12 protein-coding genes are annotated in these 12,387 nt (G+C 68.3%); 9 read left to right on the top strand and 3 right to left on the bottom strand.

Features of this window, described 5'->3' with window-relative positions; genetic code table 11:
• Positions 1–26: 26 nt before the first annotated feature.
• Positions 27–326 carry an Asp-tRNA(Asn)/Glu-tRNA(Gln) amidotransferase subunit GatC gene (gene gatC, locus VAR608DRAFT_RS16250; RefSeq protein ID WP_088954992.1) on the bottom strand — a complete coding sequence of 100 codons (300 nt, stop codon included), beginning with the start codon at positions 324–326 and terminating at the stop codon, positions 27–29.
• Between the two features lie 227 nt (positions 327–553).
• Between gatC and VAR608DRAFT_RS16245 the strand changes: the two genes are divergently transcribed.
• From VAR608DRAFT_RS16245 to mrdA, 4 genes are all read left to right on the top strand, one after another.
• Positions 554–1,597 (top strand): rod shape-determining protein, encoded by a 1,044-nt coding sequence (locus tag VAR608DRAFT_RS16245; RefSeq protein WP_028249609.1) that lies wholly within the window; start codon positions 554–556, stop codon positions 1,595–1,597.
• A gap of 71 nt (positions 1,598–1,668) precedes the next feature.
• Positions 1,669–2,691, top strand: a complete 1,023-nt coding sequence (mreC, locus tag VAR608DRAFT_RS16240; RefSeq protein ID WP_088954991.1) for a rod shape-determining protein MreC — start codon at positions 1,669–1,671, stop codon at positions 2,689–2,691.
• Positions 2,688–3,209 (top strand): rod shape-determining protein MreD, encoded by a 522-nt coding sequence (mreD, locus tag VAR608DRAFT_RS16235; RefSeq protein WP_088954990.1) that lies wholly within the window; start codon positions 2,688–2,690, stop codon positions 3,207–3,209. The genes mreC and mreD overlap by 4 nt, the downstream gene beginning before the upstream one ends.
• Before the next feature lie 73 nt (positions 3,210–3,282).
• Positions 3,283–5,259, top strand: a complete 1,977-nt coding sequence (mrdA, locus tag VAR608DRAFT_RS16230) for a penicillin-binding protein 2 (RefSeq protein WP_088954989.1) — start codon at positions 3,283–3,285, stop codon at positions 5,257–5,259.
• An 87-nt stretch (positions 5,260–5,346) separates the two neighbouring features.
• On the opposite strand, the gene VAR608DRAFT_RS16225 is transcribed toward mrdA, so the two are convergent.
• Together VAR608DRAFT_RS16225 and VAR608DRAFT_RS16220 are read right to left on the bottom strand one after the other, a co-directional pair.
• Positions 5,347–6,105 (bottom strand): sulfite exporter TauE/SafE family protein, encoded by a 759-nt coding sequence (locus tag VAR608DRAFT_RS16225; RefSeq protein ID WP_088954988.1) that lies wholly within the window; start codon positions 6,103–6,105, stop codon positions 5,347–5,349.
• A 312-nt stretch (positions 6,106–6,417) separates the two neighbouring features.
• Entirely contained in the window at positions 6,418–8,055 is a 1,638-nt protein-coding gene (locus VAR608DRAFT_RS16220; RefSeq protein WP_088954987.1) for a GMC family oxidoreductase, read from the bottom strand.
• 170 nt (positions 8,056–8,225) lie between these two features.
• Between VAR608DRAFT_RS16220 and VAR608DRAFT_RS16215 the strand changes: the two genes are divergently transcribed.
• Genes VAR608DRAFT_RS16215 through VAR608DRAFT_RS16195 form a run of 5 tightly spaced genes read left to right on the top strand, consistent with a single transcriptional unit; the run spans position 8,226 to position 12,383 of the window.
• Entirely contained in the window at positions 8,226–9,389 is a 1,164-nt protein-coding gene (locus VAR608DRAFT_RS16215; protein WP_088954986.1) for an MlaE family ABC transporter permease, read from the top strand.
• A gap of 2 nt (positions 9,390–9,391) precedes the next feature.
• Entirely contained in the window at positions 9,392–10,237 is an 846-nt protein-coding gene (locus VAR608DRAFT_RS16210; RefSeq protein ID WP_088954985.1) for an ABC transporter ATP-binding protein, read from the top strand.
• A 5-nt stretch (positions 10,238–10,242) separates the two neighbouring features.
• Complete coding sequence (locus VAR608DRAFT_RS16205) at positions 10,243–11,226, top strand: MlaD family protein (RefSeq protein ID WP_088954984.1); 984 nt, start codon at positions 10,243–10,245, stop codon at positions 11,224–11,226.
• A gap of 10 nt (positions 11,227–11,236) precedes the next feature.
• Entirely contained in the window at positions 11,237–11,893 is a 657-nt protein-coding gene (locus VAR608DRAFT_RS16200) for an ABC-type transport auxiliary lipoprotein family protein (protein WP_088958818.1), read from the top strand.
• 25 nt (positions 11,894–11,918) lie between these two features.
• Positions 11,919–12,383: a metallophosphoesterase family protein gene (locus VAR608DRAFT_RS16195; RefSeq protein ID WP_088954983.1), complete on the top strand. Its 465-nt coding sequence runs from the start codon at positions 11,919–11,921 to the stop codon at positions 12,381–12,383.
• The last annotated feature ends 4 nt before the right edge of the window (positions 12,384–12,387 follow it).

Below are 12,387 nucleotides of genomic sequence, written 5' to 3'. Positions count from 1 at the left end.
TTGCTCGGGGCGGCCCGTCGCGGCGCTCATTCGATCACCTTCGGGACCAGGAACAGGCCGTTCTCGACGGCGGGCGCGCTGCGCTGGTTGGCTTCGCGGTTGTCGGGCTCGCTGACGACGTCTTCGGCCAGGCGAAGCGTCACGTCCTGGATCGTGGCGACCGGGTGGGCGAGCGGCTCGACGCCGGTGGTGTCGACGGCGCGCATGCGCTCGACGAGGTCGAAGAAGCCGTTGATCTGGCCGCGCAGGCGTTCGCTCTCTTCGGGCGCCAGCTGGAGCCGGGCGAGCGATGCGATGCGCGCAATATCGGAAGCAGTGAGGGACATCGGAAAAAGAAGGCTTGGCGGCCGAGAAAAACGCGGAGCGTCGGACCCTTAAAGGTGCGCCGGAACGCTGGCGCGTCAAGGGATTCGGTTATTATCCCGCCTTTGCCGCAACCCCCGCGAACGCGCCGGCATTTGCCGCAAAAACGTTTCAATCCACCCCTGTCAAACGACCCACCAAGAGGGCGACGGACTGCCGACGCGCAGGCCGTGCTCCAGAGGATTCCACAATGTTCGGAGCTTTTCGTCGGTACTTCTCGACCGACCTCGCGATCGACCTCGGCACCGCCAATACGCTCATTTTTGCCCGCAACAAGGGCATCGTCCTGGACGAGCCGTCGGTGGTCGCCATTCGCCACGAAGGCGGCCCCCACGGCAAGAAGGTGATCCAGGCCGTCGGCCGCGAAGCCAAGGCGATGCTCGGCAAGGTGCCCGGCAACATCGAGGCCATCCGCCCGATGAAGGACGGCGTGATCGCCGACTTCGTGATCACCGAGCAGATGATCAAGCAGTTCATCAAGATGGTGCACCCGCGCTCGCTGCTCACGCCGAGCCCGCGCATCATCATCTGCGTGCCCTGCGGTTCGACCCAGGTCGAGCGCCGCGCGATCAAGGACGCGGCCGAAGCGGCGGGCGCCACCTCGGTCTACCTCATCGAGGAACCCATGGCCGCAGCGATCGGCGCCGGCCTGCCGGTGTCGGAAGCCAGCGGCTCGATGGTCGTCGACATCGGCGGCGGCACCACCGAAGTGGGCGTGATCTCGCTCGGCGGCATGGTTTACAAGGGCAGCGTGCGCGTCGGCGGCGACCGCTTCGACGAGGCCATCATCAACTACATCCGCCGCAACTACGGCATGCTGATCGGCGAGCCGACCGCCGAAGTCATCAAGAAGAGCATCGGCTCGGCCTTCCCCGGTTCCGAGGTCAAGGAAATGGAAGTCAAGGGCCGCAACCTGAGCGAAGGCGTGCCGCGCAGCTTCACCATCAGCAGCAACGAAGTGCTGGAAGCGCTGACCGATCCGCTCAACAACATCGTTTCCGCCGTCAAGAACGCGCTCGAACAAACCCCACCCGAGCTCGGCGCCGACATCGCCGAGCGCGGCATGATGCTCACCGGCGGCGGCGCGCTGCTGCGCGACCTCGACCGCCTGCTGGCCGAGGAAACCGGCCTGCCGGTGCTGGTCGCCGAGGACCCGCTGACCTGCGTGGTGCGCGGCTGCGGCATCGCCCTCGAGCGCATGGACCGGCTCGGGAGCATCTTCACGAGCGAATAATGCGCCTGATGCGCAAATGGCCGGCCCGCGTTTGCGCAGGGCCGGCTTTTTCAATTTAAAGTCCCTCCGCCATGCCGCTCGGCACGCTCGATCGCACCGCGCCACCTCTGTTCAACCAGGGGCCCTCGGCGCTCAGCAAGCTGATCTTCTTCAGCGCGCTCGCGCTGTTCCTTATGGTGGCCGATGCGCGCTTCAACATCGTGCAGCCGGTCCGTACGGCAGTCGGCGCGGTGCTCTACCCGATCCAGTGGCTGGCGCTGAAACCCGTGCAGCTCGTGGTGGGCGGCAGCCGCTATCTCGAAGACCTGCAGGACGCGCAGGCCAAGGAGGCCGAGGCGCGCAAGGCCCTGGCATTGCAATCGGAGCGCGCCAGCCAGGCCGACCTGCTGGCGCAGGAAAACGCGCGCCTGCGCTCGATGCTCGAGTTGCGCCAGGTCACGCAGACGCCGGGCCGGGTGGCCGAGGTGCTCTACGACACCTCCGATCCGTACACCCGCAAGGTCGTGATCGACCAGGGGCTGACGCACGGCATCGCGGCGGGCTCGCCGGTGATCGACGAGAACGGCGTGCTCGGGCAGGTCACGCAGGTGCAACCTTTCACGAGCGAGATCACGCTCGTGATCGATCGCGATCTCGCCATCCCCGTGCAGAACACGCGCACCGGTGCGCGCAGCGTGGCCTTCGGCGACGCCAGCGCCCACGGCGGCGGGCTCGAACTGCGTTTCATGGGTGCCAACTCGGATGTGCAGGAGGGTGACCTGTTGACGACGAGCGGGGTCGACGGCGTCTATCCGCCCGGGCTGCCGGTCGCGAAGATCGATCGCATCGAACGCCGTGCCGATTCCGCCTTCGCCCGCATCCACCTGACGCCGATGGGTCATGTGGACTCGGCGCGCTACGTGCTGGTGCTGGCGCCGACCGGCACGCCGCCGGTGCCCAAGCCCGCTCCGGCGGCGCCGGCAGCGGGCACCCCGGCCAAGAAGAAGAGCGACAAGGCCGGCGCCAAGGCGGACAAGGCAGATAAATCCGACAAGTCCGACAAGGCCGGCGCAAAGACCGACAAGACCGACAAGAAGGAGAAGCGCACGCCATGATCATGCGTCCCGGCCAGCAGCAGCTCCTGTTGCCCGTCAGCCCGCTGTTCATGTGGGCCAGCCTGATCGTCGCCCTGTTGATCAACATGGTGCCGATCGGCCGGGCCGCGTGGACGCCGGATCTTCTGGCGCTGGTGATCGTGTTCTGGAGCGTGCACCAGCCCGCGCGGATCGGCATCGGCGCCGCCTTCGTCTTCGGGCTGCTGATGGATGTGCACCAGGCCTCGATGCTGGGGCAGCATGCGCTGTCCTATACGACGCTCGGCTTCTTCGCGATCATGATCCACCGGCGGCTGCTGTGGTTTTCGGTGGCCTCGCAGGCGCTGCAGGTGCTGCCGCTGTTCGCCGTGTCGCACCTGATCGAGCTGGCGATCCGCATGATCGGCGGCGGGGTGTTTCCGGGCTGGACGCTGCTCATCGCGCCGGTGATCGAGGCCGCGTTGTGGCCGCTGGTCAGCGTGCTGTTGTTGGCACCGCAGCGTCGGGCGCCGGAACCTGACGCCAACCGGCCACTCTGATGTTGCTCGCCCAGCCGATGGAGTTGCTGGTGAGTATTTGCTTTCGATGTTCGTCCCGCTAAGCTGAGCTTCCATGACCGAGATCCGTAACGTCGCTGCCGACCTGTCGCGCTTCAAGCGCCGGGTGGTCGTGATCGCGCTGGTCGTGCTGGTGTGCTTCGGGCTGCTGGCGTCGCGGCTCGTCTACCTGCAGGTGGTGCGGCACGAGGACCTGGCCGAGCAGGCGGAGAGCAATCGCACGGCGATCGTGCCGGTGGTGCCGAACCGGGGCCTGATCGTCGATCGCAACGGGATCGTGCTGGCCTCCAACTACTCGGCCTACACGCTGGAGATCACGCCATCGAAGGCCGGGGATCTCGAGGAAACGATCGACAGCCTGTCGGCGGTGCTGGAGATCTCGCCGCGCGACCGCCGGCGCTTCAAGCGGCTGCGCGAGGATTCGCGCAGCTTCGACTCGGTGCCCATCCGCACCCGCCTGAGCGACGAGGAGGTCGCCCGGTTCGCCGCGCAGCGCTATCGCTTCCCGGGCGTGGAGATCAAGGCGCGGCTGTTCCGCAACTACCCGAACGGCGAGCTCGCGAGCCATGTGCTGGGCTACATCGGGCGCATCAACCAGGCCGAAAAGGCGGCCATGGAAGACTGGGAAGACGAGGACCTCGCCAACTACAAGGGCACCGAGTACATCGGCAAGCTCGGCATCGAGCAGAGCTACGAGAAGACCCTGCACGGCCTGACCGGCGTCGAGCAGATGGAAACCTCCGCCGGCGGCCGCGCGGTGCGCCGGCTGGCGGCGCATCCGGCGACGCCGGGCAACACCGTCATGCTCTCGATCGACATCAAGCTGCAGAAGATGGTCGAGGACATGTTCGGCGAGCGGCGCGGCGCACTGGTCGCGATCGATCCCAAGACCGGCGAGATCCTGGCCTTCGTGAGCAAGCCGACCTTCGATCCGAACCTCTTCGTCGAGGGCATCGACAGCGAGAACTGGAAAGAGCTCAGCGAGTCGATCAACAAGCCGCTGCTCAACCGGGCGCTGCGCGGCACCTATCCGCCGGGCTCGACCTACAAGCCCTTCATGGCGCTGGCCGCGCTGCAGACCGGCAAGCGCGCGCCCAACGTGGTGGTCAACGACCCGGGCTACTTCAATTTCGGCGGCCACCGCTTCGGCAGCCCCGAGGGCAACATCGGCGGCGTGGACATGCGGCGCGCGATCCAGCTGTCGAGCAACATCTACTTCTACTCGCTGGCCAACGAGATGGGCGTGGACCTGATCCACGACTCGATGAAGCCGCTGGGCTTCGGCCAGATCACCGGCATCGACATCGGCGGCGAAGTGCGCGGCGTGCTGCCGAGCACCGAGTGGAAGCGCAACACCTACAAGCGCCCCGAGCAGAAGAAGTGGTATGCGGGGGAGACCATCTCGCTCGGCATCGGCCAGGGCTACAACGCCTTCACGATGCTGCAGCTCGCGCACGCGACCTCGATCGTGGCCAATGGCGGCATCAAGCTCAAGCCCCACCTGGGCCTCGCGATCCGCGACACCGTGACCGGCGTCGTGAAGCCGATCGAGCAGGCGCCGGCGCAGAACCTCAACATCCCGGCAGCGAACATCGGCGTGGTCCGCGATGGCCTGGTCGCGGTGGTCAATGCCGGCACCGCGCGCGGCGTCTTCGTCGGCGCGGGCTACCAGGCGGCCGGCAAGACCGGCACCGCGCAGGCGGTGGGCATGGCGGCGAACACCAAGTACAACGCCAAGGCGCTCGAGGAGCATCAGCGCGACCACGCGCTCTTCACGGCCTTCGCGCCGGCCAACGATCCGAAGATCGCCGTGGCGCTCATCGTCGAGAACGCGGGCTGGGGTGCCGGCGCCGCCGCGCCGATCGCGCGCCGCGTGTTCGACTACTGGCTGCTGAACCAGTACCCGAGCGAGGCCGACATGGCCGCCATCCAGCAGGGCAAGGCCGCCGCGCCGATCGGCAAGCCGCGCGTCGCGAGCGAGGTCGCGTGGCCGCCGCCGGGCACCCAGGCCGCTGCATCGGCCGCCCCCTGATGCGGCGCCGCCGGCTCATTGGAGTACCTCCGCGCAGCAGCGCTCCGGTATTCGCCTTGGGGCGGCCCGGCGGCTCATGCGCCGGCTTCAGCGCAGGAAGGCGTCGTAGGCGGTCTTCAGGATCAGCGCGCTCACCACGAAGATGAACACCGTGCGCACGAAGCCCGCGCCGTGACGGATCGCCACGCGGGCGCCGATCACGCCGCCCGCGACGTTCGCCACCGCCATCACCAGCCCGTAGTGCCACAGCACGTGGCCCTTGAGCCCGAGCAGCAGCAGCGCGCCCAGGTTGGTCATGACGTTGAGGAGCTTGGCCGACGCGGCGGCGTTGAGGAAGTCGTAGCCCAGCCAGCGGACGAACAGGAACACGAAGAAGCTGCCCGTGCCCGGCCCGAAGAAGCCGTCGTAGACGCCGAGCGCGAAACCGATCGCTGCGGTCGCGGCGAGTTCGGCGCGGCCGTGGAAGCGCGGCTCGTGATGCTTGCCCATGTCCTTGCGCGCGAGGGTGTAGAGCAGCAGCAGCACGAGGATCACCGGCAGCAGCTTGCGCAGGAAATCGCCCGGCACCGCCGTCACGGCCCAGGCGCCCATCAGCGAACCGAAGAATGCCAAGGCCGCCGCCGGCATCAGCGTGCGCCAGCGCAGGCCGACGCGGTAGTGGAACTGCGCGGTGGCCGCCGCCGTGCCCCAGACCGAGGCGCTCTTGTTGGTGCCCAGCAAGGTTGCCGGGGCCACGCCGGGCAGCACGCTGAAGAGCGCCGGCACCAGAATCAGTCCGCCTCCCCCCACGATCGAATCTACGAATCCCGCGAACAGCGAGGCCAGGGTCAGCACGACGATTTCCATTGGCGGAGATTGTCGCAGCGCGGTTTGCTATTGATTTTGTAGCTGCAAACCCATGGCCGGCAGGAGCTCCCGACCGGCGGGCCAAAAAAAGAAAAGGCGCCGACCAGCGGCGCCTTGATCAAAAAAACAGCATCTCGTGCGGATGCCTTGTGTCTAGTGTTCTGGTTCTTCGAAGGTTTGTCTCCTCGGTCCCCCGCGCAGCGGGCAGGCCCGTTTGCGAGTGGGGGGACTTTATTCGGCGCACCGCCGCAGTGCATCGGGGATTACCCGCCAATCGGCCCCAATCTGCAACAACCGGCAACGCAACTGCCCTCAAACCCGCTCAGCAGTGGTTTCGAGGACCCATGCGGCCGCCTTCTCCGCCATCATCAGCGTCGGGCTGTTGGTGTTGCCGCTGGTGATCGTGGGCATTGCGCCGGCATCGACCACGCGCAGCCCGCCGATGCCGCGCACGCGCAGGCGCGGATCGAGCACCGCCATCGGATCATCGTCTCTGCCCATCTTCGTGGTGCCGACGGGGTGGAAGATGGTGGTCGCGATGTCCCCCGCGAGGCGCGCGAGTTCTTCGTCGCTCTGGTACTGCGGGCCCGGCTTCCATTCCTCGGGGCTGTACCGCGCGAGCGCCGGCTGCGATGCGATGCGGCGCGTGACGCGCAGCGAATCGGCCGCCACCTTGCGGTCCTCGTCGGTGCTGAGGTAGTTGGGCGCGATCGCGGGCGCATCCTCGAAGCGCGGGCTCTTGATGCGCACCGTGCCCCGGCTCGTCGGGTTCAGGTTGCAGACGCTCGCGGTGAAGGCCGGAAAGCTGTGCAGCGGCTCGCCGAAGGCGTCGAGCGAGAGCGGCTGCACGTGGTATTCGAGGTTCGGCCACTCGTAGGCCGGCGAGCTGCGCGTGAACGCGCCGAGCTGCGAGGGCGCCATGCTCATCGGTCCGGTGCGCCGGAGCACGTATTCCAGCCCGATCTTCGCCTTGCCGTAGAGCGATGACGCCAGCACGTTGAGCGTCGGCGCATCCCTGATCTTGTAGACCGCGCGTATCTGGAGATGGTCCTGCAGATTCGCGCCGACCCCCGGTGCATCGCGCACGACGTCGATGCCGTGCTGGCGCAGCAGATCCGCCGGACCCACTCCCGAGAGCTGCAGGATCTGCGGCGAGCCGATGCTGCCGGCGCAGAGGATGGTCTCGCGCGTGGCGTGCGCGATCACCATCTCGTGCCCGTCCCACACCTGCACGCCGGTGCAGCGGTGGCTGCCGTCCGCATGGGTGTCGAAGATCAGGCGCGACACCTGGGCGCCGGTCCAGAGCTCGAAGTTCGGGCGCCCATAGCAGGTCGGCCGCAGGAAGGCCTTGGCGGTGTTCCAGCGCCAGCCGTCCTTCTGGTTGACCTGGAAATAGCCCACGCCCTCGTTGCTGCCGCGGTTGAAGTCGGAGCTGCGCGGCACGCCGGCCTGCACCGCCGCTTCGGCGAAGGCGTCGAGGATGTCCCAGCGCAGCCGCTGCTTCTCGACGCGCCATTCGCCGCCGGCGCCGTGAACTTCATCCGCGCCGAGGTAATAGTCCTCGTGCTTCTTGAAGGCGGGCAGCACGTTCGCCCAGCGCCATTCGTCGTCGCCGGTGAGGCCCGCCCACTGGTCGTAGTCGCGCGACTGGCCGCGCATGTAGATCATTCCGTTGATGCTCGACGAGCCGCCGAGCGTCTTGCCGCGCGGATAGCGCAAGATGCGGCCATTGAGGCCCGCGTCCGGCTCGGTGTTGTAGAGCCAGTCGGTGCGCGGGTTGCCGATGCAGTAGAGATAGCCGACCGGGATGTGGATCCAGTGGTAGTCGTCCTTGCGGCCGGCTTCGATGAGCAGCACGCGCATCCGCTTGTCCGCGCAGAGGCGGTTGGCCATGAGCGATCCGGCGGTGCCCGCGCCGATGACGATGTAGTCGAAGGTGGTGTCGGTCATGCCGCTGCTCGTCTCTGCTTGTTGTGAGTTGCCGGGGTTCGGTCGCCGATTGTGGCAAACGCCCGAGAGATGCGCCCGTGCGCCGTGCGCGTTCGTCCCGAGGGTTTGCACGGACGCACCCGGTTAGGATGCTGCGTTGTTCGTTGTTTGCTGACGCCCCCTCCGCCTGCATGTCTGCCAACCCCCCGCCCCCCACCGCGCCGGAAGCCGAGAGCGATCGCCCTCGGGTCGAGGAGCGCGAGCAGGAGGGCGGCCACTGGGCCATTGCGAGCGGCCGCTGGACCGCGCTCGCGATGTCCTCGCGGCGCGCCTGGGACGCGCTGTCGAGCAACCTGGCCGTCGTGCCGCCGAGCGACGACCGTGCGTGGGACCTGCGGTCCATCGAGACGCTCGACCACATCGGCGCGCAACTGCTGTGGGACCACTGGCGCCATGCCTGGCCGGCCCGCATCGAGATGGACTCGCAGCACAAGGCGGTGCTGGACCAGGTCGCGCTCTACACCTGCGTGGCGCCGGCCGAAGTCGGTCCGACGCTCGCGGACCGGTTCAAGGCCTTCGCGCACAACGGTCCGCGCATGATGTTCGTGGCGCGCGATTTCCTGGGCCTCATCGGCCAGCTCACGCTGGACGTCGGCAAGCTCCTGCGCGCGCCGCACCGCGCGCCGTGGCGCGACTTCTCGGGGCAGGTCTACCACTTCGGCGCCACCGCATTGCCGATCACCGCGCTGGTGGGGCTGCTGATCGGCGTGGTGCTGGCCTACCTGACCTCCCAGCAGTTGCGGCAGTACGGCGCGGAAACCTTCATCGTCAACATCCTGGGGCTCTCGCTGATCCGCGAGCTCGGCCCGGTGCTCGCGGCGGTGCTGATCGCGGGTCGCTCGGGCTCGGCGATCACCGCGCAGATCGGCGTGATGCGCGTCACCGAAGAGCTCGATGCGATGCGCGTGATGGGCATCCCGCACGGCTTCCGGCTCGTGATGCCGCGCGTGCTGGCGCTGGCGATCGCGATGCCGCTCATCAGCATGTGGACCTCGATGGCGGCGCTGTTCGGCGGCATGATCGCGGCCGACCTTGCGCTCGACATCTCGCCGTCGTACTTCATGTCGGCGCTGCCGCGTGCGGTGCCGATGGCGAACCTCTGGCTCGCGATGTCGAAGTCGGCGGTGTTCGGCGTGCTGATCGCGCTCATCGGCTGCTATTTCGGCCTCAAGGTCAAGCCCAACACCGAGAGCCTCGGTCGCGGCACGACGTCGTCGGTGGTGACCTCGATCACCGTCGTGATCCTCGTCGACGCGCTCTTCGCGGTGCTGTTCAAGGGCGTGGGATTCCGCTAGGCATGACACTCGCCCCCAGCGCGCCTCTCGTCGAGATCCGCAAGCTCTGGACGGTCTTCAAGACCCCGGACGGCGATCAGGTGGTGCACCGCGATCTCGATCTCACGATCCGGCGCGGCGAGGTGCTGTCGCTGGTCGGCGGCTCGGGCACCGGCAAGACGGTGCTGCTGCGCCAGATCCTCGGCCTGGAGCATCCGTCCAAGGGCACGGTCACGGTGCTCGGCCGGCCGCCGGGCCAGTTCAGCGCGAAGGGCGCGGCCAACGTCGGCATGCTGTTCCAGCACGGTGCGCTGTTCTCGGCCTTCAGCGTGCTGGACAACATCGCGTTCCCGCTGCGCGAACTCAAGGTGCTGCCCGACGAGCTCATCCGCGACGCCGCGCTGGTCAAGCTGCAGATGGTGGGCCTGGAACCCAAGCACGCGACCAAGAGTCCGGCCGATCTCTCGGGCGGCATGATCAAGCGCGTGGCGCTCGCGCGCGCGCTCATCATGGACCCGCCGCTGCTGCTGCTCGACGAGCCCACCGCCGGCCTCGATCCCGAGGGCGCCGACGGCTTCTGCGACCTGCTGCGCGGGCTGCATCGCGAACTCGGGCTCACGGTGGTGATGGTCACGCACGACCTCGACACGCTGTTCGACCTGAGCACGCGCATCGCGGTGCTGGCCGACCACAAGGTGATCGTCGCGGGCACGGCGCGCGACGTCATCGCCTACCCGCACCCCTTCATCCACGAATACTTTCTCGGCGGCCGCGGCCAGCGCGCCATGGAGGCGCTCCATGACGGCTCCGTCCCCGCGGCCCTCGCCGGACCGGCCGACACGGCCTCGTCCCCCCAAAACGAAAGGTAGCTGCCATGGAAAACAAGGCCCATGCCCTGGCCGCCGGTGTCTTCGTCCTCGGCCTGGTCGCCGTGCTCGTCGCGCTGGTCGTCTGGCTCACGCGCGACGACACGGTGCGCAACACCTTCGAACTGTCCACGCGCGATCCGGTGAGCGGCCTGCAGCCGCAGGCGATGGTGCGCTATCGCGGCATCGCGGTCGGCAAGGTCGCTTCGATCGACTTCGATCCCAAGGTCAAGGGCAATGTGCGCGTGCGCATCACGGTCGACCAGCGCGTGCCGCTCACGACCTCGACCTTCGCGACGCTGAGCTACCAGGGCGTGACCGGGCTGGCCTTCATCGCGCTCGACGACAAGGGCGAATCGCAGGTGGCGCTCGTGCCCGACAACGACAACCCGCCGCGCATCCCGCTCAAGCCCTCGCTGCTCTCGCAACTGCAGGACCGCGGCGAGGCGATCGTCGGCCGGGTCGAGGACGCGACGAAGCGCCTCAACACGCTGCTGAGCGAGGACAACCAGAAGCGCATCGCCGATGCGCTGGAGAACATCGCGCAGGCGGCGGCGAGCGCCAACCAGCTCACGAGGTCGCTCGACGACACCATCAAGACCGGCCTCAACCCCACGCTCAAGGCCCTGCCGCCGCTGGTGGAGCGCACCAAGGACACCATGGTCTCGGTCAAGGGCGCGGCCAGCGACGTTTCGCGTGTCGCAGGCAACCTCAACAACACGGTGGTGCGGCTCAACGCGCAGGACGGCCCGATCGACCGGCTCGGCGACGGGACCAGGTCGCTGTCGCAGGCGGTGGAGTCCTTCAACAACGCCACGCTGCCGCGTTTGAACCGCGTGGCCGACGACACTTCGCGCGCGGTGCGTCGCCTCGGGCGGGCGGCGGACAACATCAACGACAACCCGCAATCGCTGCTGTTCGGCAGCGGCGGCGTGGTCGCGGGGCCGGGCGAACCGGGCTTCGCTTCGCCTTCCGCTTCCCCCGCGCCCTGAGATCATGACCATGAAGATGCTCCCACCGTTGAAGAACGCGGCCACCGCCGTTGCGCTGCTGGCGGCGCTCCTGATGGCGGGCTGCGGCGCGCTGCCCGACAAGCCCGCCCGCGCGACGCTCTACGACTTCGGGCCGGGGCCGGTATCGGCCGCTTCCGCACGCACCGGCACGCCCGCGTTGCAGCCGCTGGCGCTGGCCGACATCGAGGCGAACACCCGGCTCGACGGCACGCAGATGCTCTACCGCCTCGGCTACGCGGACGCGAACGAGGTCAGGCCCTACGGCCAGTCGCGCTGGAGCCAGGCGCCTGCCCAATTGTTCCGGCAGCGGCTGCGCGAGGCGCTCGTCGCCACGCGCCCGGTGCTGGGGCCGGAGGAGAGCGCCACCATCGCGCGCACCGAAGGCCGGATGCCGGATACCTTGCGCGTCACGCTGGAGGAGTTCAGCCATTTCTTCGAATCGCCCTCGACCAGCGTGGGCCTGATCCGCGTCAACGCGACCCTGATCCGCACCGCGCCGGGCGGCGACCGCGTGCTCGCGCAACGCAGCTTCACCGCTCGGCAGCCGGCGCCGAGCAACGACGCGCCGGGCGGCGTGAAGGCGCTCGCGGCCGCGAGCGACGCAGTGGTCACCGACATCGTGGCCTGGGTCAGCCAGCCGCGCTGAGGGCGGCAACACCGGCTGCTGCCGCATGCGACGCATCGGCCTCGTCTCTGACACGCACGACCTGCTGCGGCCCGAGGCGCTGGCGTTCCTGCGCGGCTGCGACCACATCATCCATGGCGGCGACATCTGCGGGCAGCGCATCCTCGACGCGCTGGCCGGGGTCGCGCCGCTGACCGTTGTTCGCGGCAACAACGACCGGGGTGCCTGGGCACAGGAGATTCCGGAAACGGCCTTGCTCGAGCTCGATGGCGTGCGCATCTACGCGATCCACAACCTCGCGGAATTGCCCGCGGGCCCCGTCGCCGCCGGTGTGCGCGTGGTGGTTTCCGGGCATTCGCACCGGCCGCTGGCGCAGGAGCGCGAAGGCGTCCTCTACATCAATCCCGGGAGCGCCGGGCCGAGGCGCTTCAAGCTGCCGATCTCCGCCGCCGAACTGCTGCTCGATGGCGGCGCGGTCACGCCGCGCATCGTCGAGCTGGTTGCACGCTAAGGTC

Origin of the sequence: Variovorax sp. HW608 (assembly GCF_900090195.1) — a bacterium.
In the GTDB taxonomy this organism is placed as follows: domain Bacteria; phylum Pseudomonadota; class Gammaproteobacteria; order Burkholderiales; family Burkholderiaceae_C; genus Variovorax.
Note: the sequence above shows the minus strand (reverse complement) of the source record. Positions and strands in the feature narration are given on the sequence as shown.

Excerpts from the sequence above, each read along its gene's own strand:
- gatC (WP_088954992.1), bottom strand. The coding sequence starts at position 326 with ATGTCCCTCACTGCTTCCGATATTGCGCGCATCGCATCGCTCGCCCGG.
- VAR608DRAFT_RS16245 (WP_028249609.1), top strand. The coding sequence starts at position 554 with ATGTTCGGAGCTTTTCGTCGGTACTTCTCGACCGACCTCGCGATCGAC.
- mreC (WP_088954991.1), top strand. The coding sequence starts at position 1,669 with ATGCCGCTCGGCACGCTCGATCGCACCGCGCCACCTCTGTTCAACCAG.
- mreD (WP_088954990.1), top strand. The coding sequence starts at position 2,688 with ATGATCATGCGTCCCGGCCAGCAGCAGCTCCTGTTGCCCGTCAGCCCG.
- mrdA (WP_088954989.1), top strand. The coding sequence starts at position 3,283 with ATGACCGAGATCCGTAACGTCGCTGCCGACCTGTCGCGCTTCAAGCGC.
- VAR608DRAFT_RS16225 (WP_088954988.1), bottom strand. The coding sequence starts at position 6,105 with ATGGAAATCGTCGTGCTGACCCTGGCCTCGCTGTTCGCGGGATTCGTA.
- VAR608DRAFT_RS16220 (WP_088954987.1), bottom strand. The coding sequence starts at position 8,055 with ATGACCGACACCACCTTCGACTACATCGTCATCGGCGCGGGCACCGCC.
- VAR608DRAFT_RS16215 (WP_088954986.1), top strand. The coding sequence starts at position 8,226 with ATGTCTGCCAACCCCCCGCCCCCCACCGCGCCGGAAGCCGAGAGCGAT.
- VAR608DRAFT_RS16210 (WP_088954985.1), top strand. The coding sequence starts at position 9,392 with ATGACACTCGCCCCCAGCGCGCCTCTCGTCGAGATCCGCAAGCTCTGG.
- VAR608DRAFT_RS16205 (WP_088954984.1), top strand. The coding sequence starts at position 10,243 with ATGGAAAACAAGGCCCATGCCCTGGCCGCCGGTGTCTTCGTCCTCGGC.
- VAR608DRAFT_RS16200 (WP_088958818.1), top strand. The coding sequence starts at position 11,237 with ATGAAGATGCTCCCACCGTTGAAGAACGCGGCCACCGCCGTTGCGCTG.
- VAR608DRAFT_RS16195 (WP_088954983.1), top strand. The coding sequence starts at position 11,919 with ATGCGACGCATCGGCCTCGTCTCTGACACGCACGACCTGCTGCGGCCC.